Source organism: Blattabacterium cuenoti (genome assembly GCF_014251555.1).
GTDB classification, from domain to species: Bacteria; Bacteroidota; Bacteroidia; order Flavobacteriales; family Blattabacteriaceae; genus Blattabacterium; species Blattabacterium cuenoti_P.
In genome coordinates this window covers 586,367-610,901 of record NZ_CP059190.1, presented here as the reverse complement: position 1 = coordinate 610,901, position 24,535 = coordinate 586,367, and the positions used below count along the sequence as shown (strand labels likewise).

Below are 24,535 nucleotides of genomic sequence, written 5' to 3'. Positions count from 1 at the left end.
TTCTATTTTTTTTCTCTAATTTCAGCTTTCAATTCTTTTTTTAAGAAAAATTCAATTTCTTTCATGGAATTCTTAATAATTTTGTCAGTCAATGTTTCTTTTTGACTTTCAAAAAAGAAACTAACAGTATAGGATTTTTTTGATTTTGGCAAATTTTCTCCTTCATAAAAATCATATATTTGAATTTTCTTGATCACATGATTTTCTTTTTTTCTTATTAACTGATTGATCTTTTCAAAAGAAATAGTATTATCAATTAATAAAGATAAATCTCTTCTTGAAGTAGGATATTTAGAAAACGGAACATAAGTTATTTTTTTTTCTTGAATAATAGAAATCAAATATTCCCAATCAATTTCTGCATAGACAATCTCTTTTTTTTTCAAAATATTGTTTTTTAATTTTCCTAGTTCAACTAGATTTTTATTGTTATACAACATAGAAATACTATTTTCTAATAAAGGATGTTTAGAAAATATTTGAGTATAATTGTTAATTCCGCTTTTTTGAAAAATTTGTTCAACAATTCCTTTTAAATAAAAAAAAGGTTGAAATTCAACATGTTTTTTTTCTATTTGTTGTAAAATAACAATTCCGAGATATGTTTTTTCTAAAAATTTATCATTCTGCTTATAATATATTTTTCCTATTTCAAAAAATTTGATATTGGAATTATTATAATAATTGATTCTGTTACAATTATATTCTATACAATCTATCATACCGAATAATAAACTGGAACGCATCAATTTATAATTTTGATTAATTGGATTAATAATCCTAATTTCTTCTCTATTAAAAAAAGAATTGAGTAAAGTAGAATATTTATTTTCATTTCTCATAGTGGAAGAAATAATTTCTTGAAATCCATAACAAATTAATTGTTCTAAAAGTATTTTTTGTATTTGATGTTCTGTTTTGTAAAAGAAGTTAGGAAGTGGGGATATTTTGACTCGATCAGATATTTTAATTTTATTGATGCCATAAATACGCAATATTTCTTCGATCAAATCGATTTCTCTTTTAACATCTATTCTGTAAAGTGGAACACACACAAATAAATATTTGTTATTTTCAGAATGAATTACGATTTCTAATAATGATAAAATCTTTTTAATTTTATTTTTGGATATTTCTTTTCCTAGAACATTTCTAATTTTATTATATCTGAGTTTGATTATTGAAGGATAGATCGGACTAGGATAAACATCAGTAATATGAAAATATGTTTTTCTTTTTGTTATGCTTTTTATAAGAAAAGCAGTTCTTTGCAAAGCGTATGCAGTTTGATTAGGATCTATTCCTCTTTCAAAAAGATATTGTGATTCTGTTTTTATTAAGTGTTTTTTTCCAATTATACGGATAACAACAGGACTAAAACAAGCACTTCCAAGAAAAATTCTTTTAGTATCTACATGTAGATTAGACTGAATACTATTAATAATTCCAGCTATAGATAATGGTTTTTTTGCATCACAGATGATTAAATCTTCTTCATCAAGTTTTCGTGTAATGCGATCTGAAGATTGAAAATACGTATTTTTTTCTGCATTTTTTATTATAATTTTTTTTTCTTCTATTTGATCTATGTCAAAAACATGGATTGGTTGCCCTAATTCATACATCACAAAACTTATAACATCCATTATATTGTTGATCGATTTTATACCTATAGATTTTAGTCTAGAAACTAACCAATGGGGTGAAGGTTCTATTCTTATTTCAGAAATTGACATTCCGGAATATCTGATACATTTTATATTTTCTTGTATAAAAACTTGAACATGATTATGATGATTTGTTTCTTCATTTATAATTACAGGTTTGGATAAATGAACCGTGTCTCCCCGAAATTTTAAAAAAGCATACAAATCACGTGCTATTCCATAATGGCTCATAGCATCCGTACGATTGGGAGTTACTTCCACATCCAAAATAGAGTCCTCTACCTCATCCAATATTATTTTTTTTATACTCTTTACTGGTAATCCAATATCAGTCAAAATCACAGATACTTTTTCCGCATTAATATCAATAGATATATATTTTTTCAACCAATTGTATGATATTTTCATATTGTGGACATAATCAATATAGAAATAGATTCTTCTTTTTTTTTCTTTTCATTAGAAAAGGGTCTCAAAATACCTATTTTATTTGAATGATACAGTTCGAAACAAATAAAATTTTCATTTAAAGAAGACAAAATCTCAATTAAAAATTTGGAGTTGAACCCCATTTTTATACTTTCTGTTTTTTTCAAATCATCAAAAATGGGTTTACATTTAATTTTAGACTCAAAATTATCATTGTTAATAGTGTTTTGTTCACAGATTTTCAATTTATTATGATTTAAGTGTAAGTGGATAAAATTCTTTCTATTTTTAGAAAAAAAAGAAATTCTTCTGATGGTATTTAATAATAAAAGTCTATTGATAACAAATGAAACATCACAATTATTATTAGGAATAACAGAATTGTAATCTGGATATTTTTCATTGATTAATCTACATGAAAAAATATGATTTTGAAAATGAAATACTATATTAATCTTATTGTTATATTCAATAACAACATTGGTATTTTTTTCCTTTTTTAAAATTTTTCTAATTATATCAAGAGATTTTTTTGGAATAGTAAATTCAATAGATCTATCAAGTTTCAAATTTTTGATAGTATACTTCACAAGACGAAAAGTATCTGTAGCTATAAAATTTGCTTCATTAGGAGAAAATTGAAAAAAAACTCCATTCAGTATTGTTTGAAATTTTTTATCTCCAACAGCGAATAACGTTTGATTTAATATTTTTGAAAGAATATTTGAAAATAAAGTTATTTTCATAGTAGATGATCTCAATATGGATTTTTTTTTCTTAAAAAAATCAATTGAATCTTTATGAAAAAAGATAGGTATTTTATAAGATCCTTGTTCAGAAAAAATATTAAGTACATTTTTTTTTTTTTATTAAAAAAATAAATTGAATCTTTATGAAAAAAGATAGGTATTTTATAAGATCCTTGTTCAGAAAAAATATTAAGTACATTTTTTTTTTTCTTAAAAAAAAGTGTTTCATTCGGAAATGTGGTCAAAATATCTATCATGAACTTGGTGGATACAACTACTTTTTCTTTTGTATATTTTTTTACATTAACCTTGATAGATGTGTTCACTACATTTTCAGAATCACATAAAGCAATAATTTTTAATTGATTTTCTATGATTTCAAAAATAAAATATCTTGAACTTGAGTTATGAGAATTTACAATTTGATATAAAGTATGTAATTTTTGTAATAGAGAATGACTAGAAACAAAGAAATACATATTTTTTGTGTTTTTACTAAATATATATAATAGCGTGAGGGGGATTTGAACCCCCGACCTCTGGGTTATGAATCCAACGCTCTAACCAACTGAGCTATCACGCCTGATATTATTTTTTAAAATAAAACACATAACACCATAATAAAGTTAATATATTTTTGTTTTATACATTTTTAAAAATAAAAAAATTATGACTTTTGATTTAAGTAATTATAGAAAAAATTATCATCAAAATTCTTTACTAGAATCTGAAGTTCCAAAAGAACCTTTTCAATTGTTTCATGATTGGTTTCAACAAGAGAAACTTTTCCATAAAGAAGAAAATAATGAGGAAATTAATGCCATGTCTATTTCCACTATAGGAGAAGACGGAGGGCCAGAAACCAGAGTTGTTTTGCTTAAAGAATATTCTGAAAAAGGATTTATTTTTTATACAAATTATTATAGTTCTAAAGGAAGATCCATTCAAAATATTCCTAAAGTATGTATTTCTTTTTATTGGAAAAATACAGAAAGACAAATTCTCATTAAAGGAATAACATCTAAGATAAAAAAAGAAAAATCGGATGAATATTTTCACAAAAGACCTAAAGAAAATCAAATAGGATGTTGGGCTTCTAAACAAAGTTCCACTATTTCATCTAAAGAATATTTGTTAAAACAATATAAAAAATGGAATTATTTTTTTAATGATAAAACGATAAACCGTCCTTTTGATTGGGGAGGATATATTATAAAACCTTACAAGATGGAATTTTGGCAGGGACAACCCAATAGACTTCATGACAGATTAGTTTACAGTCTAGAAAAAGAAAAAAAATGGATTTTGTATAGACTATCTCCGTAAATAAACAAGATAAAGTTTGTATGTAGAAAACAAACTTTATCTTCTAAGAAATTTACTTACAATTTTGTTAATTCTGCTCCTATTTTGAATTTAGCCACTTTTTTTCCTGGAATATGTATTTTTTTTCCTGTTCTAGGATTCACTCCGTTTCTAGGATGTCTTTCTACAACAGAAAAGGTTCCGAATCCAACGAGGGTTACCTTATCTCCTTTTTTTAAAGATTCAATTACTGTTTCAATAAATGCATCTGTGACATTTTTAGCTTTTATTTTTGTTATTCCAGTTTTTTCAGCTATTGAATTAACCAATTCTGTTTTATTCATGAATTTATATATAATTAATTTAATTTTAATTAACTATGAAACAATCTTATAATTAATGATAGCAAATATAAAATATTTATGAAGGAAAAATAGCTACAAACTAATAAAAATCTTGTTTTACCGAACAAAAAGATTTTTCCTTATTTTTATTCCATTAATTAAGTTTTTGATATTCATTTTTTTTTTCCCTTCTATTTGTCCTTCTACAATAGATAGAAAACCTTCTTTGACGGATATTTGCATTTCATATGATGATATAATGAATATTAATCCAATAGGAAAAGAATGTTTTTTTAGTATTTTCTTAACGAGAAAAATTTTGAATCTCACAAATTTTTTTTTATTAAAAAATAATAAAGTCCATGCTGCAGGATGAGGGCTTAATCCTCTTATTTTATTATAAATGGATTCAATAGAAGGATCATTCCATTGAATTCTACAATCTTTAGTAGATATTTTTGGGGCATACTTGAAAGAAGTAATATTTTTTTTTTGATCAGTAGGTTTTATTTTATTTTTCATAATTCCTTCTAAAGTTTTTATGATCATAGATCCACTCATTTTTTTTAGTTTATTTTCTAACTCTCCTGCAGTTTCCTCTTTTCCTATTTCTATTTCTTTTTGGAAAAGAATTTTTCCAGAATCTATTTTTTCTTCTATGAAAAAAGTAGTTAATCCAGTTTTATTTTCTCCATTGATAATGACCCAATTGATAGGAGCTGGTCCTCTATATTGTGGAAGAAGAGATGCATGTAAATTAAAAGATCCCATTTTAGGTAAATTCCATACTTTTTTAGGTAAAATTTTGAAAGAAACAACAATTTGTATATCTGCATTCCATGCTTTTATATTTTTTAAAAAGGAATCATCAAGAAGATTTACAGGTTGTAAAAAAGGAATATTATTCTCCAACGCATATTTTTTTACAGGAGAAAATTTCCCTTTCCCTTTTTTGGGAAAGGGATTGTCAGGGCTTGTAATTATACCTACAATATTATATTGTTTCATATCTAATTCTTTTAGAGAGAAGAGTGAAAAATGTGTTGAACCTATGAATACAATTTTGGGAAACTTTTTCATGTAATTTATTTGTAATTTAAATTCACTAATTTTATCTTGTAATTTTATGAAAAAGTTCATTGATTTTTGAAAATCAAATATATAAAAATATCATTTTTTTGATTTTTTTAATATTAAATATAGAAAATATCAATATATGTATTGGACTTTAGAATTAGCTTCTCATTTAGAAGATGCACCATGGCCTGCAACAAAGGAAGAATTGATTGATTTTGCTATTCGTACTGGAGCCCCTTTGGAAGTAGTTGAAAATCTTCAACAATTAGAAAATGGAGAAGGGGAGGTTTTTGAATCTATAGAAGATATCTGGGCAGATTATCCACGTGACGATGAAGATTTTTATTGGAACAGAGATGAATATGAACTTTAAATTATTTTTGATTTGAATGAGTTTTATCAGAAGGATATTAAATAAATTATTAGTTAATAAAAATGAAAGGGATCTTAAAGAAGTGAGAAATTTTTTGATTCGAATCAAAGAAGAGGAGAAGAAGATCTCTTTATTATCTAATGATGAATTGAGAAATAAAACTCATAACTTTAAAAAAGTTATAAAAGAGTCTACAAAAAAATTTGACGAAGAGGAAAAAAAGTTGTTAAAAACAATACAAGAAAAATTTTGTTCTATTAATGTTTTGCAAAAAATATACTTTAGTGTAGAAGAAATTAAAGAAAAACGTTATAGGACAGAACAAAAAGAATTGATAAATCTTTTACCTCAAGCTTTTGCTTTAATTAGGGAAACGGCTAAACGTTTAAAAGAAAAAGAGAATCTTGTAGTAGAATCTACCTCTTTTGACCAAGAATTATCAAAAACAAAGTCTTATGTTTTTTTGGATGAAAATAAAGCAATTTGGAAAAATAAGTGGGATGCATATGGGAAATCAATAGTTTGGGATATGGTCCATTATGATGTTCAATTGATGGGAGGAGTCGTATTACATCAAGGTAAAATAGCTGAAATGGCAACAGGAGAGGGAAAAACTTTTGTAGCTACTTTATCTGCTTATTTAAATGCTTTATCTGGAAGAGGTGTGCATATTGTTACAGTCAATAATTATTTATCTAGAAGAGATATGGGGTGGATGGCTCCTTTAATGGAATTTCATGGGTTAAAAGTTGATTGCATTGATAATTATTCATCTTCTGATGTACAAAAACGTAAAATAGCATATCAGGCAGATATTACTTATGGAACAAATAATGAATTTGGTTTTGATTATTTGAGAGATAATATGGCTTCTTCTCAAGAAGAATTAGTTCAAAGAGAATTAAATTATGCCATTATTGATGAAATTGATTCTGTATTGATAGATGAAGCACGTACTCCTTTGATTATATCTGGACCTGTAGATCCTAAAAAAGACAATAAAGAGGAGTTTGAATTATTTAAAGGAAAAGTAGAAGATCTTGTTAATAAACAAAATAGAATAGTTAATAATTTTTTGCAGGAAGCAAAAAATTTGATAAAAAATGGAGATAAAAAATTAGGCGGATTTAAATTATTTCAGGCTCATCGTGGATTACCAAAGAAAAAGTCATTAATTAAATTTTTAAGTGAAGAAAATATCCGTTTGATTTTACAAAGAACTGAAAGTCAGTATTTACAAGACTATGGAAGAGAAATGTATAAAGTAGACAAAGATCTTTATTTTGTGATTGATGAAAAAAATAACACAGTCGAATTAACAGATAAAGGAATTGAATTTTTGTCTAGAAATGTGGAAGATATAGGTTTTTTTGTATTACCAGATGTGAATGTAGAACTTACTGATTTAGAGAAAAAGAAACTTTCTAAAGAAAATGAAATCAAAGAAAAAGAAAAACTTTTGAAAAATTTTTCTATTAAATCACAAAGAATACATACTATCAATCAACTTCTTAAAGCTTTTACTTTATTTGAAAGAGATGTGGATTATGTTGTTTTAGGAGGGAAAGTCAAAATAGTAGATGAACAAACTGGTCGTATTATGGAAGGAAGACGTTATTCTGATGGTTTGCATCAAGCTATAGAAGCGAAAGAGAATGTACAAGTAGAATCTTCCAGTCAAACTTTTGCAACAATTACTTTGCAAAATTATTTTAGAATGTATAGAAAAATATCTGGTATGACGGGAACAGCAGAAACGGAATCCGGAGAATTTTGGCATATTTACAAACTGGATGTGGTCGTAATTCCTACACACAAAATTGTACAAAGAAAAGATTTGCAGGATCTTGTTTTCAAAACGAAACGAGAAAAATATAATGCGATCATAGAAAAAATTATTCATTTATCTAGACAGAAGAAACGTCCAGTTCTTGTTGGAACAACCTCTGTTGAAATTTCAGAATTTTTAAGTAGAGCTTTAAAATTCAGAAAAATACAGCATAATGTTTTAAATGCAAAATTGCATGAAAAAGAAGCAGAAATTATAGCAAAAGCAGGATTTCCTGGATCTGTTACTATAGCGACTAATATGGCTGGTCGTGGAACAGATATTAAACTATCAAAAGAGGTCATTAAAAATGGAGGATTAGCAGTTTTAGGTACAGAAAGGCATGATTCTAGAAGAGTAGACAATCAGTTAAGAGGTAGATCTGGACGTCAGGGAGATCCAGGAAGTTCTCAATTTTATGTTTCATTAGAAGATAATTTAATTCGTTTATTTATTGATTCAGAAAGACTTTCAAAACTTATGGATAGGTTTGGTCATAAAGAAGGTGATATTATCCAACATCCTTTGTTAACAAAATCTATTGAAAAAGCACAAAAAAAAATAGAAGATAATAATTTTAGTATGCGAAAGCGTTTGTTGGACTATGATGATGTGATTAATAAACAAAGAGAATTTATTTATAAAAAGCGCAAAAATGCATTATGTGGGAACGAATTGAGTTTAGATATTTCTAATATGGTTTATGTTTTACTAGATGTGATGATCTCAGTCAATAAATCTCTAAACGATTTTAAAAATTTAGAATATGAATTTATTCAAATTTTTAATTTGAAATTTCCGTTTCAGGAGAGAGAATTTTTATCTTATAAAGAACGTGATTGTGTGAATCAACTTCATGATATCATTCTCAACTTTTATGAGAAAAAAAAGAAAAAAATGATTGATCTAGATATCATGCCAATTATATCTAATATCGTTGTCAAAAATCAGGAATTTTATCAAATACAAGTTATTTTCACTGATGGCCTGCAAAATATAGTTTCTGTATCAGATTTGAAGGAATTTTATAATTTCCAAGGAAGATCTTTATTATCAATATTTGAAAAAAAGACTATATTATGTTTTATGGATGAAAAATGGAAGGAACATTTGCGTGAGATGGATAGTTTGCGACATTCTGTGCAAAATGCAGTTTTTGAACAAAAAGATCCTCTGATTGTTTATAAACAAAATGCTTTTAATTTATTTCAAGAAAGAGTTTATGATATTAACAAAAAAATTGTTTCTTTTTTGCTTAAATCTACCATAATGATTGGTGACATTTTATGTATTCCAAAAAATAATATAAAAATGGATTTTTTAATGAAAGGAAAAAGTGGAAAAAAATTGGGAAGAAATAATAGAATTAATATTCGTCATTTAATTACAGGAGAAACGAAGAATATTAAATTTAAACAAGCAGAGTTTTTTTTAGAACAGGGAGAATGGATAATAGAAGATGATTCTTTTTAGAACAATACGATTGTATTAATCAAAAATAAAACATATATTTTTTATCATAATTTCATTTATTTTTTCTTGTTATCTTGGAATGAGTTTATGGTCAACAAGGAAAAGTTATGATTGTATAGATTATGTCCCATATAATACATTTGGTGTAGTTTTAGGAACTTCTAAATATTTGCATGGAGGAGGAGTCAATGCTTATTTCAAGTATAGAATTGATGCGGCTTTTTCTCTTTTTCATCATAAAAAAATACGTTATATCATTGTAAGTGGAGATAATAGAGAAAAAAATTACAATGAGCCCAAAATGATGAAAAAGGAATTAATAAGAAAAGGTATTCCTTCTCATTTTATATATGAAGATTTTCATGGAATTAATACTTTTCATTCTGTTTTAAGGGTTTATAAAATTTTTAATCAAAAAAGGTTTACAATTATATCTCAAAAATTTCACAATGAAAGAGCTATTTTTATTGGAAATTGTTTAGGATTAGATGTTGTTGGTTTTAATGCTCAAAGTCTTTCATTTGACAGTAAAATACAAATTAGAGAAATTTTTGCTAGAATTAAAGTTTTATGGGATATTTTTTTGATCTTTAAAAAATCAGGATATAAAAAATCAGGATAGATAAGATAAGTACTTTTTCAAAATTTCTGCATTTTTATATTTATGAGTATCTATCTCTAGCAAACAAGGACTATCTGATTTTTTCCAAAAAGAAGACAAACTATTTTTAAAAGTGTGTTGATTAGACACCTTTTCGTATTTCCAATTATACATTTCACATATTTTTTCTGCAGAAAAAATATGTTTTGTTTCAAAAAAATTTTCAATTTTTTTAGGGAATTTAATTTTTGAAATAAATCTAAAAATATTTCCACCTCTATTGTTAATGAGTATAATACGAAAACTTTTTGGAACATAATTATTCCATAATGCATTACTATCATAAAAAAAACTTATGTCTCCAATGATTAATGTGACAACTTTTTTGCTGCTTACTGCAGAACCTATAGCGGTTGAAACACATCCGTCTATTCCTGAGGTTCCACGATTACAATAAGATTGAACAGAACATTTTTTTTGATTTAAAAGTTCATAATATCTAATAATCATACTATTTCCTAATTGTAGAATTGAATTATTAGGAATAGCTTTAAATACAAAAAAAAGAACTTTTAAATCAGAAAAACTTTTTTCTTTTTTTAAAAAGAATTTATGTTTTTTGATTCTTTTTTTTCTTAATTTTTCCCACTTATATCTGTAATCTGAAGTAGATAGATTAGAATTTTTAAAAATTTTAAAAAATAATTCTGAAGTTATAGGCCAATAAGTAGTTAATTTATAATAAGTATCTGGGTAATTATCATAATTTTCTCCTATATGCCAATGATATATTGGAGGATATTTTCTCAAAAAAAACTTTATTTTTTTGGATATTATATTTATTCCAGTAGTTAATAGAATATGAGGTTTTAAACTTATCCACTCTTTAACATTCATATTAAAAATAAGTTGATCTATATTTGAGAAGAATAATTTACCGTATACATGAGATGTTGTTTCTGTCAAAATAACAATAGATGGATCTAAGCTTAATTCTCTCAAAATCTTTTCCATATTTTTTTCTGGATAATGTAGTCCTAATAAAATCATTTTTCTTTTATATTTTTTCCATATATATTGTTCTTTTTTATAAGATTTAGATGTTTCAATACAACAATTCCTTACAGGAATAGTTTTTATAATTTTAGGTTTGACCTGTAATTGATTTGTTGTTTTATAAAGTGGTTCTGAAAAAGGAATGTTAATATGTATAGGTTTATTTTTTAAAATGCATTTGTTTATAGATTCATTCATTAATTTTTCATTGTACCATATGCCTGATTGAGATTCATCTTCTGTTAGTTGAACAGATGTTTCTACATGTTTTTGAAAAATATTTTCCTGGTGAATTGATTGGCCTTCAAAAATATCTATAATTTCTTTCGGACGATCTGCAGTAACCAAAATTAGTGGAATTTTCTGATAAAAAGCTTCTGTGACTGCAGGATAATAGTTGACAACAGCAGATCCAGAAGTACAACTAATAACTACAGGTTTTCTGATTTGTTGTGCTATTCCTAAAGCAAAAAAACCTGCACAACGTTCATCTACAATGCTGTAAGTTTGAAAATCTTTATATTGTGTAAAATGGATGATAATAGGAGCATTTCGAGATCCTGGAGATATGATGATATTGAATATGGATTTTTTTTTTAAGATCTCACCTAAACTTTGCACAACTTTTTTATTTGAATACATTAAGATGATTTAAATTAATCCTCCATTTACATTGAATACAGAACCAGTAATATAATTAGATAAATCTGAAGCAAGAAATAAAGTGCAATTAGCTATATCTTGAGGAGTTCCTGGTCTTTTTAATGGGATATTCTTTATCCAATTTTCTTTTATTTTAGATCGAAAATGAGAATTCATTTTTGTAGTAATATATCCAGGAGCTATAGCATTACAACGAATATTTTTTTTTCCTAATTCTCTAGCTATCGATTTAGTGAATCCAATAATTCCTGCTTTAGATGCTGCATAATTGGATTGTCCAATATTTCCTGTTAATCCTATAACAGAACTCATATTAATAATACTTCCTTTTTTTTGTTTCATCATAGGATAAATGGCATATTTAGTTAAATTAAAAACAGAATAAAGATTGGTTTTTATCACATAATCCCAATCTTCTTTCGATATTTTAAGTAAAAAATTATCTTTGATGACTCCTGCATTATTTACTAATATATCTATGTTTCCGTATTTTTTTATTACTTTTTTTACTAAATCTTCTGAAGAATTCAAATCTGAAAGATCAATTTGATATGCTTCTACCGAATTTTTGAGTTCTAAAACCAATTTATTTGCTTCTTTTATTGAGGAAAAAAATGTAAAAATAACATTAGCTCCATGTTTTGCAAAAGTTTTTACAATAGATTTTCCTATATCTCCTGAACCTCCTGTAACTATAGCTATTTTTCCATTTAATAATTTCATACAATAATATGGTTATTTTTTTTGATTTTATTTATTAATTGAAAGATCAAATTTAATTGTTCTTCTATGCTTAGAAATGTATTATCTATTTCTATGGAATCTATGGATTTTTTGAGTGGAGAAATTTTTCTGGAAGTATCCATAATATCTCTATGAATAATATTTTTTTTGACTTCTTCATAAGAAACTTCTTCTCCTCTTTTTTTAAGATCTTGATATCTTCTGTAAGAACGAACTTCTATAGATCCTTTCATAAATATTTTTAATTCTGATTTAGGAAAAACAGAATGACCAATATCTCTTCCATCCATAACAATTCCTTTTTTTTCTCCAAAATTTTTCTGTATAAGAGTTAATTTTTCACGAATTTCGGGAATCTGAGCTATTAAGCTAACTTTTTTTGTAATTTTTAATGATCTGATCTCAGATTGTATGTTTTCTTCATTTAAAAAAATGTCTGTTCCATTGAGTTTTTTGTTCCATCTTAATTTAAAATTAATATCTCTTAAAACAGGCATAAAATTTTGTATATTCCACAAATCACTATTAAAAATTTTTTTTCTAATAGCTAATAAAGTTATGCCTCTATACATGGCTCCGGTGTCTATGTATTTATATTTCAATTTTTTAGAAATTTCTTTTGCCAAAGTACTTTTTCCAGATGAAGAATATCCATCTATAGCTATAATGATCTTATGATTCATATTTATATGACAGTAATTTATAGTAAAGTTTGACAGCTAAAAAATCTGTAGAAGATTCTTTTTCATTAGGTAAAAGTTCAACAATATCAAAGCCTATGATTTCTTTTTTTTCAAAAACTTTTTTAAAAAATTTCAAAGTTGTATACCAATCCAATCCGCCTGGTTCTGGAGTCCCAGTAGAAGGAGCTATACTAGGGTCAAAAACATCGATATCTATACTAATAAATACATATTTTGACATTTTTTGAATGGCTTTTTGCATCCATAAATCGTTTTTATAAATTTCATGCATATAAAAGACGTTTCCTTTTTGAAGAAATTTTTTTTCAAGTATATCCATGCTACGGATCCCTATTTGTATTAAAGGATATTTTTTAGAAGCTTCATGCATAGAACAAGCATGATTATACGGATTCCCTTTGTAAGCAGGACGTAAATCTATGTGTGCATCCATGTGAAGAATACTTAAATTTGGATATTTTTCTCCAAAAGCTCTAATGCTTCCTATTGATATAGAATGATCTCCTCCTATAAGAGTTACAAATTTTTCTTTAAGAAGGTATTTTTTTGTCACATTGTACACTTTTTGAACCATTTCTTTAGAGGAAATTGAATTGTTTGCAATAGGAGGAACAAGAAAAATTCCTCTTCTATATACTTCTGAATCAGTTTCAATATCATACAATTCTATATGTTCAGCTGCAGATAAAAAAGCTTTAGGTCCTTTTCTCGAACCTTTTTTCCATGTTTGAGTGGAATCATATGGAACAGGAATCAGTACCGTTTTAGATTTTTCAATAGTCGCATATTTTTTAGATATTCCTGCAAAAGTTTTTTTTTCATAAGAAATTTTCAATAACCTAATATTTTTAATATTTCTTCAGGACTCTGTGATTGACGAAATATTTTATATACCAAATTGTTTTTTTCATCATGATTTATTAATACATGAATAGGTTGTGGAATTAAACAATGATGGACGCCACCATATCCACTAATTGTATCTTGATAAGCTCCAGTATTGAAAAAACCGATATAAAGTGGAGCTTTTTCACGAAAACAAGGTAGATATATAGCGTTCATATGTTGTTCTGAGTTATAATAATCATCACTATCACATGTTAATCCTCCCAAAAAAACTCTTTCGTAACAATCATTCCAACGATTAATAGCCATCATAATAAATCTTCGACTGATCGCCCAAGTATCAGGAAGTGTAGTCATAAAAGAACTATCTATCATATTCCATTTTTCTCTGTCATTTTGACGTTTTTGACTAAGAATCTTATATAAAATTCCTCCACTTTCTCCTACCGTATAAGCGCCAAATTCCGTATATATATGTGGTTCTGAAACATTTTCTTCTTGACAAAATTTCTTTATTTGATAAACAATTTCATTAGCCATATATTCATAATCATAATTGAAAGACATAGATGTTTTAATCGGAAAACCACCTCCTATATTCAGGATATCTAATTCCGGTGCTATTTTTTTCAAACTAGCATAAATATGTAAACATTTAAAGAGTTCATTCCAATAATAAGCAGTATCTTTTATTCCTGTATTAATGAAAAAATGCAACATTTTTAATTCCACTTTAGGATTGTTTTTTATTTTGTTTAAATAAAAAACAATAATATCCTTATATCCTATTCCTAATCGAGATGTATAAAATTCAAATTTTGGTTCTTCTTCAGAAGCAATACGTATACCTAATTTAAAAGGATAATTGATAACTAAATTTAGTTTTTCTAATTCATTTGAATTATCTAATATAGGAATTGTATTATAAAAACCGTTATTTATCAATTCAGATATATTTTTAATATAATTTTTTGTTTTAAATCCATTGCATATTACTTCAATGTTTTTATTAGTTTTTCCTTTATAATAAAGATTTTTGACAATTTCTATATCATAAGCATATGAAGTTTCAATGCTAATATGATTTTTCAAAGCTTCTTCTAATATAAAAGAAAAATGAGAACTTTTCGTGCAATAACAGTAGGTATATTTGTTATTATATTGATTTGAACGAATAGCTTTTTCAAACCATCTTCTAGCTTTTTTTATGTTTTGAGATATTTTTGGTAAATATGTAAATTTTAATGGAGTTCCATATTTTTTGATCAGATCCATTAATGGAATTCCATGAAATTCTAGAAGATTATTTTTAATAGAAAATTCCTCAGTAGGAAAATCAAAAGTTTGATCGATAAGATCAGCATAACGAATTTTCATTTTAAAGTTAAATTTGATTTTCTTTGTTTTTTTTATACATCAAGAATTTTTTTAAAAAAACGTCTATTTTCCCATCCATGACGGATTGAATTTGTGTGGTTTCATAACCTGTTCTTAAATCTTTTACTAATTTGTAAGGATGCATAATATAATTACGAATTTGAGAACCCCATTCTATCTTTTTTTTTTCCGATTCTATTTTCTCTTTTTTTTCATTTTTTTTAATCATTTCTATCTCAAATAACCTAGATTTCAAAAGTTGTAAAGCTTTTTGTCTGTTTTGTATTTGAGAACGGGTTTCTGTATTTTCTATTGTAATTCCTGTTGGATGATGACGTAACCTAACTCCTGTTTCTACTTTATTTACATTTTGTCCTCCTGCTCCACTAGAACGAAAAGTCTCCCATTGAATATCAGAAATTTTAATATCTATATCTATATTGTCATCTATCATAGGGTAAACATAAACGGAAGAAAAAGAAGTATGACGTTTTGAATTGCTATCAAATGGGGATAGACGTATTAATCTATGGACTCCATTTTCTCCTTTTAAATATCCAAAAGCATAAATTCCATCGATTTCTAGAGTAACAGATTTGATTCCAGTAATGTCTCCAGATATGGAATTGATTTTCTTAACGGAATAATTGTGTCTTTCAGCCCACATAAAATACATTCTCATTAACATGGAAGTCCAATCACAACTTTCAGTTCCTCCTGCTCCAGAAGAAATTTGCAAAATAGCATTGAATGAATCTTCTTTTTCTGATAGAAGATTCTTAAATTCTATATTTGAAAGCAATTTTTTAGTTTTATGCAATTGAATTTCAAATTCCTTTTCTAAATTTTCTTCTTTAGAAAGAGAAAATATGATCTCTAATTCTTCTAAAGCATTTTTCAATTCCGTGAAATCATTGATGCATGTTTTTAGATAATGTATAGATTTTATAGAATCTTTGTATTTTTTATAATTCTTCCAAAAACTAGGATTTGATATTTTTTTTTGCTCTTTTTCAAAAAATGCTTTGATTTGATCAATTTTTAGAATATCATGAATTTTATGAATTCTTTCTGAAATAGATTCAACCTCTTCTTTTTTTATCATAGTACGAAAATAAATATTTTTCAAAAACTATGCTGATCATAAATTTTTTTTATATTACAATTCAGAATATAAGCAAACTGGAACAAAAAATTCATTATGAATTCTAATAAGTTTACTATAAAATCTCAAGAAGTAATACAGGAAGCACAACGGATTGCACGAAAGAATCATCAACAGTCTATTGAAAATGCACATATTTTGAAATCCATTTTCAAGATTGAGGAAAACATAATCCCTTTTCTTTTGAAAAAATTAAAAATAAATCATCAATTAATAATAACAGGATTAGACCGTATTATTTCTTCTTACCCAAAAATAATAAGTGGATCTTTCACTCAACATTTGAGTTCACATGTAACAAAAATGTTAAATATAGCGGAAAATTATGCCAAAACATTAAAAGATAAATTCATTTCTATAGAACATATTTTCTACGGAATTTTTATGAGTTTAGATCAAACCTCTCAAATTATTAAAGATCAAGGAGTAACAGAAGAAAAAATTAAAGAAATAATTGAAAGTATTAGAAAAAAAAGCGGAAATGTGATTTCTACTACACCTGAAAATACCTATAATGCTTTGGAAAAATACGCAAAAAATCTTAATGAATGGGCTTATAAAGGGAAATTAGATCCCGTTATTGGACGTGATGAAGAAATACGCAGAGTTTTGCAAATATTGTCTAGAAGAACAAAAAATAATCCAATTTTGATTGGTGAGCCAGGAGTGGGAAAGACAGCTATTGCTGAAGGATTAGCTCATCGTATCATTAGTGGAGACATTCCGGATAACTTAAGAAATAAACAAGTTTTTTCTTTAGATATGGCTTCTTTAATTGCAGGAGCAAAATATAAAGGAGAGTTTGAAGAACGGCTCAAAGCTGTCGTCAAAGAAGTCACATCTTCAGATGGAGAAATTATTTTGTTTATTGATGAGATCCATACCTTGGTTGGTGCAGGAGGAGGAGAGGGTTCTATGGATGCAGCAAATATTTTAAAACCAGCATTAGCAAGAGGAGAGCTTAGGGCTATAGGAGCTACAACTTTAAATGAATATCAAAAATATTTTAGAGTAGATAAAGCTTTAGAAAGAAGATTTCAACAAGTCTACGTTGATGAACCTTCTGTTACTGACGCTGTATCTATATTGCGTGGAATTAAAGAAAAATATGAAAGCCATCATAAAGTAAGAATTAAAGATGAGTCTATTATAGCAGCTGTAGAGTTGTCAAAACGTTATATTAATGAACGTTTTTTGCCTGACAAAGCTATAGATCTTGTAGACGAAGCTGCTTCAAAGTTAAGAATGGAAATTAATTCAAAACCAGAAGAATTAGATGCATTGCACAGAAAAATCATGCATATGGAAATACAAATGGAAGCTTTGAAAAGAGAAAATGATGAAAAACAGTTGATTCCTTTAAAAAAGGAACTGTCTAAATTAAATGAAAAAAAAATGCAACTACAAGCTCAATGGCAAAGTGAAAAAGATTTAGTTGAAGGAATACAAAAAGCTAAAGATAAAATAGAAAATTATAGATTTGAAGCAGAACAAGCCGAAAGATCAGGAGATTACGGTAAAGTGGCAGAATTAAGATATGGAAAGATAAAAGAAGAAGAAAATAAAGTAAAAGCATTTGAAGATGAATTCAAAAAACAGAAAGATAAAGGGAAAAAAATGATACAAGAAGAAGTCTCCAGAGAAGAGATAGCTCAAATAATATCCAAATGGACTGGGATTCCAGTTACTAAAATGTTGCAAAGTGAAAGAGAAAAATTATTATTTTTGGAGAAAGAATTACACAGAAGAGTGATCGGACAAAATGAGGCAATTCAATCTGTAGCAGATGCGATACGACGTTCTAGAGCTGGATTACAAGATGAAAAAAGACCTATAGGATCTTTTCTTTTTATGGGTAGTACAGGAGTAGGAAAAACAGAACTTGCTAAAACATTGGCAGAGTATCTGTTTGATGATGAAAACAATATGGTTCGTATAGATATGAGCGAATATCAAGAACGTCATTCTGTCAGCAGACTGATAGGAGCTCCACCTGGATATATAGGTTATGATGAAAGTGGACAATTAACAGAAGCTATACGAAGACGTCCTTATAGTGTTATTTTATTAGACGAAATAGAAAAAGCACATTCAGATGTTTTTAATATTCTCTTACAGGTTTTGGATGATGGAAGATTGACAGATAATAAAGGAAGAACAGTTAATTTCACAAATACCATTATCATTATGACTTCCAATATAGGAGCGGATATCATTCAGGAAAATTTAGATCAAGAAATATCTTCTAATCGAATGGAAGCTACAAAAAAAGCTTTGATAGATTTGTTAAAAAATATTGTAAAACCTGAATTTATTAATCGTATTGATGAAATTATTTTGTTTAAACCTCTTTCTAGAAAAGAAATTAAAGGGATTGTTAAATTGCAAATGAAAAAATTAGGTGATTTATTATTAAATAAAAAGAATATTCGTATAGAATCTACTCATGAAGCTATAGAATATTTATCAGAAAAAGGATACGATCCTCATTTTGGAGCTAGACCTTTAAAAAGAGTTATACAACATGACATTTTAAATAATCTTTCCAAAGAAATTATTGGAGGAAATATACAGAAAAATCATAAAATATTGATAGACTTTTTCAAAGAACAAGGAATTGTATTTCGTCAGTCAGAAAAATTAGAAAATGTGAATATTCAATAATGAAGAATAGTGATTCATAAATCTGGTTTTGTTAATATTATAGGATTTCCTAATACCGGAAAGTCTACCTTAATGAATTCTTTAGTAGGAGAAAGGCTTTCCATAATAACATATAAACCACAAACTACTCGTCATAGAATATTGGGAATTATTAATGAATCTAATTTTCAGATTATATTTTCTGATACTCCAGGAATAATTAATCCTCTTTACCCTATGCAAAAAATTATGATGCAATATGTGGAAAAATCATTGGAAGATGCAGATATTATTTTGTTAATAACAGAAATTGGGAAACTAGAATATCTTCCAATATTCAATGAACTTAAAAAAAAAAATGTACCCATTATTATATTAATTAATAAAATAGATAAAATAGGAATAAAATGTAGAGAGAATATATTATATCATGGAATTGATTATTGGCATAAATTATTTCCTAATTCAGAAATATTACCAATATCTGCATTAAAAAAAACGAATCAAGATCTTTTAATGAACAAAATTATAGCCTTATTATCTGAACATCCTCCTTATTATCCCAAAGAATTTTTAAGTAACAGATCTAAACGTTTTTTTGTAAATGAAATAATTAGAGAGAAAATATTTTTTCTATACAAAAAAGAAATCCCTTACTCCGTAGAAATAAATACAGTGCTTTTTAAAAAAGAAAAAACTTTCATAGATATATTATCTTATATCTATGTAGAACGAAGCTCTCAAAAAGGAATTTTAATCGGAAATAGAGGAGAAACTCTTAAAAAATTGAAATTTTTTTCTATAAGAAGCATAGAGTCTTTTTTGAGAAAAAAAATCAAATTAAAGCTTCATGTGAAAATTTGTCCAAATTGGCGATATGACTATAAAAAATTGAAATTTTTTGGATACTGAATTTATTTAATTTTTATGATGAAAAATTCTTTTTTTCCAAATTGGAGTAAAATGTACTTTTCTCCTATAATATTATTTTTTTGTAGCAATATATTTTCTTTTGTTAAAATTTTATTTAAATAAATTGAATTTGCTTTTAGAGCTCGACTAGCTTCACTTTTAGAATAAAAAAAGCCACTTTTCTTTAAAAGATCTAATAAAAAAATTCCTTTTTCAAATTCTTCACAAGAGAGTTCCATATGTGGAATGTGATTGTATATAGAAATGAGTGTTTCTTCATTTAAAAATTGTAAAGTTTCATTATTTTTATCAAATAATATATGTGTGATTTTTATGATTTTTTCGGAAATTTCATTCCCATGAACCCATTTAGTGATTTCATGAGCTAATTTTTTTTGTAAAAATCTTTTATTTGGATTTTTTCTGTGTTGACCAATTAATTGATCGATTTCCTTCTTAGAAAAAAAAGTATATATTTTTATATATTTTTCAATTTCAAAATCAGAAATGTTGATCCAAAACTGATAGAATTTGTATGGAGAAGTTTTTTTTTTATCTAACCATATATTTTCTCCTTTTTCACTTTTTCCAAATTTTATTCCATTCGCTTTTGTTATTAAAGGAAAAGTAACTCCATATGCTTTTTTACCTGTTTTTTTTCTGATCAGTTCTATGCCTGTTGTGATATTTCCCCATTGATCAGATCCACCTATTTGTAACAGACAATTTTTCATTTGATTTAAATATAAAAAATCGTATCCCTGTATCAGGGAATAAGAAAATTCAGTGAAGGAAATTCCGTTTTTTTCATCATTAATTCTTTTCTTCACAGAATCTTTAGAGATCATATAGTTTACAGTAAAATATTTTCCAATATCACGAATAAATTCTAAAAAAGAAACATTTTGAATCCAATCTAAATTATTTAATAATTCTGTTTTTTCTGAGTGAAACTTCAAAAGTTTTAAGATTTGATTTCTTATAGATTCTGTATTTTTTCGTAAAATTTCTTGACTAAGAAAAATCCTGTTATCTTTTCTTCCAGAAGGATCTCCTATAAAACCAGTTGCTCCTCCAATCAATACTAAGGATTTATGTCCCATTTTTTGAAAATGAATGAGAATAATAAGAGGAAGCAAACTACCTAAGTGAAGAGAATCAGATGTAGGGTCAAAGCCGATGTACATCGTGGTAGGTTTTTTTAATTGATTTTCTATGCCAGAAACTTTATTTTTTATTAAACCTCTCCATGAGAGTTCATCAATAATATTTTGTTGCATGTATTAAAAGTGATATTTAATGAGAAAAAAGATTATAGGATACAATTTTTTCACTTTCTTTTTTAGTTTAATACACGTCATTTTCAGTGCCTTTTTTTTTAGAATAGATTTTCTTGTCATATTAAGAATATATATTTTTTTGTTGCCTTTCAGCAGTTTTTTGTTTTTTCTTTGTTTGCTTGCAAGTATAAAAAAATATAAACTAACTGTTTATGTATTATGTAGTATAATTAAGTTATTTTTTGGTGTTTTTGTTTTTGTCTACTTAATGATTGAATATGATTATTTTTCTAATTCATTAAGAGCTTTTGCTAATTTTATTTTTTCATATTTTATGATTCTCTTTTTTAGAATTGTGTTTTTATTGATATAAATTGATATAAAAAAATTTATTTTTGTGGATTAGTTTTTATAAACTTTTCTTTTATAATGACTTCTACGGATTTATTCTCTATTTTAGAATTCAGCCAAGAAATAATATCTAAATATAGAAAGGTTCTCTTTTCATAAGGATGATCATAATATTTAATTAATTTATCTCTTAATTTTTTAAACTGACCTTTGATTTGATGTGGATATACATTTCCCAGATTTTTAAAAAAATAAATTATTTTTTTTTGCACGATATACCAATCATCCATTTGAATAAAAAATCTGTATGCGGACTGAATCTTTTGATCCATATTTTCATCTAATCCACTCTCATAACAAGCAATTAAATGTAGAAGCCTGGCAATACATTGTAAATCTTGTCGTAAATTTTTTTTTTTATTTTCCATGATTTTTGATAAATATAGAATGGCTTTTTCATGATCTCCACTTCCGAAATACAAACAAGCAATTTTGTAATAAAGAACCATAATATAATGAGAGTCTAAACGATTAGAGATTTTTTTGAAATCCATAAATAATGATGGAATAACTTTTTTCACCCCTTCTGAAAAACTTCCTTCCATATAATGTTTGTTAATACGATTAGTATATGTATACATAAAAATTAATATTCTGGTATTTCCATTGATAAGTATTTCTCCATTTTTGACTTCCTTTTCAAATTTTTTTAATACATTAGTAAACTTTGAGTAATGATTCAAATAAAACAAAGTATCTAATAAATAATGATATCCTTTCAAGTAACTGACAGGAGCTATTTTTTTTTCTTTTGTATGATTTTGAAACAATTCCACCCATTTATAAGATGATCTATAGCACATAATGAAATCCTGTCGGATATAATGATACCATACTTGAGCCTGATATAGAAACAATTTTTCGTAAAAACTAAGTTTATCAATATCAAATTTCGGAAGATTTGTACGAAAATATGTTTCTATAAATATTTTGTCCTTTTCATTTCTTACATATCCTACTTTTAAATATAAACCATACAATTCCAGAGAAAGACTAGATAAAGCATTATTACATTGTATTCTTTCAATTAATTCTTTAGATTCTGCTGATAGTTCTCCGGATCTAGAATAAAGACTTCTAGTTATATGCTGAGATTCTATCATTTTTTCAAACTCTACTAATTCTAAAAGAATAGTATTATGTTCATAACATCTAGCAATGACTTTCGCTTTTCCTAATAATTTCAAGCTTTGTATATATAAACCTTTATTATATAAAATTTTAGCAAAATCTAAATATTCACGTATTTGTATATCATGATTTTCTTCAGTGTGTTGCAACTTAAGACTAATTAAAATTTGTTTATATAAATTAGCTTTTACATTAGAAAGTTGCATTTTGCTTATAGGTGCATTTTTTAATATTTTTTTTTCATCATAAGAATTTATTTTGCTCATGATTTCAAAAAGTTTCATAAACTTGGCACATTTATTCCTTTTTATGCGACTAGCATAAAGTTTAAAATTTCTTTTTTCTGATTTTGATAAAGTTTGAATTAATAAAAGAAGATGATCTGATTTATTGTAGTTAGACATTGTAATTGTATAATAATATTTAGTTTGATAAATAGAAAAATATAAAATAATTTTATTAATTGGATATTGTAAGTATTAAAGTAATTCATTTCTATTTTTTTCTTGGAAAAAATAGTTTTGATATTATCAAATAATACCAATGGTATGGAAAAGAAAAGAATACAAATTTTTGACACAACTTTGCGAGATGGAGAGCAGGTTCCTGGATGCAAATTAAATACCAAAGAAAAAATAAAAATAGCTAAAAGATTAGAAGCTTTAGGAGTGGATGTTATTGAAGCTGGATTTCCCACTTCTAGTCCAGGAGATTATCAATCTGTTCAAGAAATCTGTAGATCAGTTTCAAAAACTGCAGTTTGTGCATTATCTAGAGCAGTAGAAAAAGATATAGAGATAGCAGGACAAGCGTTACAATATGCTAAAAGACCAAGAATTCATACAGGAATAGGAACTTCAAATTGTCATATACGTTATAAATTCAATAGCACCCCGGATAAAATTATAGAAAGAGCTATTCATGCAGTAAAATATGCAAAAAGGTTTGTAGAAGATGTTGAATTTTATGCGGAAGATGCGGGCCGTACAGAAAATGAATTCTTGGCAAAAGTCTGTGAAAATGTGATCAAATATGGAGCTACGGTTATTAATATCCCTGATACTACAGGTTTTTGTCTTCCAGAAGAATATGGAGATAAAATACGCTTTTTAAAAGAAAATGTTAAAGGAATTCATAAAATCAAGTTATCTACTCATTGTCACAATGATTTAGGATTGGCTACGGCTAATTCTTTATCTGGAATTATGAATGGAGCAGAACAAGTGGAATGTACTATTAATGGAATTGGAGAAAGAGCTGGAAATACTTCTTTGGAAGAAATAGTTATGATTATTAAACAAAATTCTCATTTGAATTTGTTTACTAATATAAATACAAAACTTATTTCTTCCACAAGTCATCTGGTGTCTGAATGTACAGGAATGAGAGTTCAAGCGAATAAAGCAATTGTGGGAATCAATGCATTTTCTCATTCATCAGGAATTCATCAAGATGGAGTCATAAAAAAAAGGGAAACTTATGAAAGTATTAATCCAGAAGATGTTGGAATAGATCAATCTTCAATAGTTCTAACAGCTAGAAGTGGAAGAGCAGCTTTGGCTTATCGTTGTAAAAAATTGGGTCATTTTTTGAATAAAAATTCTTTAGATTTAGTTTATTCTATTTTTTTAAAATATGCAGATGAAAAAAAAGAAATTACTGATAGGGAATTAAAAACTATATTGAAAAAAGCTAATTTGAATGCAAATAATAAAATATTGCATACTCCTAATAACAGAAGAATAAATGTTGTGTAA

20 protein-coding genes and 1 tRNA gene are annotated in these 24,535 nt (G+C 26.4%); 7 read left to right on the top strand and 14 right to left on the bottom strand.

Annotated elements, in window-relative coordinates:
• Nucleotides 1–2: 2 nt before the first annotated feature.
• The 4 genes from pheT to H0H68_RS02980 form a co-directional block, all read right to left on the bottom strand.
• A complete protein-coding gene (gene pheT, locus H0H68_RS02990; RefSeq protein ID WP_185853309.1) occupies nt 3–2,075 on the bottom strand; it encodes a phenylalanine--tRNA ligase subunit beta in 2,073 nt (690 codons plus the stop codon).
• Complete coding sequence (gene dnaN / locus H0H68_RS02985) at nt 2,072–2,908, bottom strand: DNA polymerase III subunit beta (protein WP_238783989.1); 837 nt, start codon at nt 2,906–2,908, stop codon at nt 2,072–2,074. The genes pheT and dnaN overlap by 4 nt, the downstream gene beginning before the upstream one ends.
• On the bottom strand, nt 2,854–3,324 hold the full coding sequence (locus H0H68_RS03200; protein ID WP_238783946.1) for a hypothetical protein: 471 nt from the start codon (nt 3,322–3,324) through the stop codon (nt 2,854–2,856). Before H0H68_RS03200 ends, dnaN begins: the two co-directional genes overlap by 55 nt.
• A gap of 30 nt (nt 3,325–3,354) precedes the next feature.
• Nucleotides 3,355–3,428 (bottom strand) — tRNA-Met (locus tag H0H68_RS02980).
• 86 nt (nt 3,429–3,514) lie between these two features.
• Between H0H68_RS02980 and pdxH the strand changes: the two genes are divergently transcribed.
• A complete protein-coding gene (pdxH, locus tag H0H68_RS02975; RefSeq protein WP_185853308.1) occupies nt 3,515–4,171 on the top strand; it encodes a pyridoxamine 5'-phosphate oxidase in 657 nt (218 codons plus the stop codon).
• A gap of 56 nt (nt 4,172–4,227) precedes the next feature.
• Here the strand turns inward: pdxH and H0H68_RS02970 are convergent, their stop codons facing one another.
• Nucleotides 4,228–4,494 carry an HU family DNA-binding protein gene (locus H0H68_RS02970; RefSeq protein ID WP_012840599.1) on the bottom strand — a complete coding sequence of 89 codons (267 nt, stop codon included), beginning with the start codon at nt 4,492–4,494 and terminating at the stop codon, nt 4,228–4,230.
• Nucleotides 4,495–4,611: 117 nt separating this feature from the next.
• Nucleotides 4,612–5,634 carry a methionyl-tRNA formyltransferase gene (gene fmt, locus H0H68_RS02965; protein ID WP_238783945.1) on the bottom strand — a complete coding sequence of 341 codons (1,023 nt, stop codon included), beginning with the start codon at nt 5,632–5,634 and terminating at the stop codon, nt 4,612–4,614.
• Nucleotides 5,635–5,710: 76 nt separating this feature from the next.
• Between fmt and H0H68_RS02960 the strand changes: the two genes are divergently transcribed.
• From H0H68_RS02960 to H0H68_RS02950, 3 genes are all read left to right on the top strand, one after another.
• The gene (locus tag H0H68_RS02960; RefSeq protein ID WP_012821710.1) at nt 5,711–5,944 is read left to right on the top strand and encodes a DUF2795 domain-containing protein; all 234 of its coding nucleotides are present in this window, start codon (nt 5,711–5,713) and stop codon (nt 5,942–5,944) included.
• 16 nt (nt 5,945–5,960) lie between these two features.
• Nucleotides 5,961–9,245 (top strand): preprotein translocase subunit SecA, encoded by a 3,285-nt coding sequence (gene secA / locus H0H68_RS02955; protein WP_185853307.1) that lies wholly within the window; start codon nt 5,961–5,963, stop codon nt 9,243–9,245.
• A gap of 79 nt (nt 9,246–9,324) precedes the next feature.
• Nucleotides 9,325–9,867 carry a SanA/YdcF family protein gene (locus H0H68_RS02950; protein ID WP_185853306.1) on the top strand — a complete coding sequence of 181 codons (543 nt, stop codon included), beginning with the start codon at nt 9,325–9,327 and terminating at the stop codon, nt 9,865–9,867.
• On the opposite strand, the gene menD is transcribed toward H0H68_RS02950, so the two are convergent.
• Genes menD through prfB form a run of 6 tightly spaced genes read right to left on the bottom strand, consistent with a single transcriptional unit; the run spans nt 9,859 to nt 16,341 of the window.
• On the bottom strand, nt 9,859–11,544 hold the full coding sequence (gene menD / locus H0H68_RS02945) for a 2-succinyl-5-enolpyruvyl-6-hydroxy-3-cyclohexene-1-carboxylic-acid synthase (RefSeq protein ID WP_185853305.1): 1,686 nt from the start codon (nt 11,542–11,544) through the stop codon (nt 9,859–9,861). The two genes, H0H68_RS02950 and menD, sit on opposite strands and share 9 nt — an antisense overlap.
• Nucleotides 11,545–11,553: 9 nt before the next feature.
• Nucleotides 11,554–12,288 (bottom strand): 3-oxoacyl-[acyl-carrier-protein] reductase, encoded by a 735-nt coding sequence (gene fabG / locus H0H68_RS02940; protein ID WP_185853304.1) that lies wholly within the window; start codon nt 12,286–12,288, stop codon nt 11,554–11,556.
• Nucleotides 12,285–12,992: a (d)CMP kinase gene (gene cmk / locus H0H68_RS02935; RefSeq protein WP_185853303.1), complete on the bottom strand. Its 708-nt coding sequence runs from the start codon at nt 12,990–12,992 to the stop codon at nt 12,285–12,287. Before cmk ends, fabG begins: the two co-directional genes overlap by 4 nt.
• Nucleotides 12,982–13,848 (bottom strand): agmatinase, encoded by an 867-nt coding sequence (gene speB, locus H0H68_RS02930; RefSeq protein WP_185853302.1) that lies wholly within the window; start codon nt 13,846–13,848, stop codon nt 12,982–12,984. The genes cmk and speB overlap by 11 nt, the downstream gene beginning before the upstream one ends.
• A complete protein-coding gene (locus H0H68_RS02925; protein ID WP_185853301.1) occupies nt 13,845–15,236 on the bottom strand; it encodes a type III PLP-dependent enzyme domain-containing protein in 1,392 nt (463 codons plus the stop codon). Before H0H68_RS02925 ends, speB begins: the two co-directional genes overlap by 4 nt.
• A gap of 7 nt (nt 15,237–15,243) precedes the next feature.
• Nucleotides 15,244–16,341, bottom strand: a complete 1,098-nt coding sequence (gene prfB, locus H0H68_RS02920) for a peptide chain release factor 2 (protein WP_185853300.1) — start codon at nt 16,339–16,341, stop codon at nt 15,244–15,246.
• Nucleotides 16,342–16,437: 96 nt separating this feature from the next.
• On the opposite strand from prfB, the gene clpB reads away from it, so the two are divergent.
• On the top strand, nt 16,438–19,065 hold the full coding sequence (clpB, locus tag H0H68_RS02915; protein ID WP_185853299.1) for an ATP-dependent chaperone ClpB: 2,628 nt from the start codon (nt 16,438–16,440) through the stop codon (nt 19,063–19,065).
• A gap of 12 nt (nt 19,066–19,077) precedes the next feature.
• Nucleotides 19,078–19,956, top strand: a complete 879-nt coding sequence (gene era / locus H0H68_RS02910; protein WP_185853649.1) for a GTPase Era — start codon at nt 19,078–19,080, stop codon at nt 19,954–19,956.
• A gap of 2 nt (nt 19,957–19,958) precedes the next feature.
• Here the strand turns inward: era and tyrS are convergent, their stop codons facing one another.
• Together tyrS and H0H68_RS02900 are read right to left on the bottom strand one after the other, a co-directional pair.
• Entirely contained in the window at nt 19,959–21,236 is a 1,278-nt protein-coding gene (gene tyrS, locus H0H68_RS02905; RefSeq protein WP_185853298.1) for a tyrosine--tRNA ligase, read from the bottom strand.
• A 389-nt stretch (nt 21,237–21,625) separates the two neighbouring features.
• Nucleotides 21,626–23,182 carry a hypothetical protein gene (locus H0H68_RS02900; RefSeq protein ID WP_185853297.1) on the bottom strand — a complete coding sequence of 519 codons (1,557 nt, stop codon included), beginning with the start codon at nt 23,180–23,182 and terminating at the stop codon, nt 21,626–21,628.
• Between the two features lie 144 nt (nt 23,183–23,326).
• Here H0H68_RS02900 and H0H68_RS02895 point away from each other — a divergent pair, with 144 nt between their 5' ends.
• Nucleotides 23,327–24,535 carry a 2-isopropylmalate synthase gene (locus H0H68_RS02895; RefSeq protein WP_185853648.1) on the top strand — a complete coding sequence of 403 codons (1,209 nt, stop codon included), beginning with the start codon at nt 23,327–23,329 and terminating at the stop codon, nt 24,533–24,535.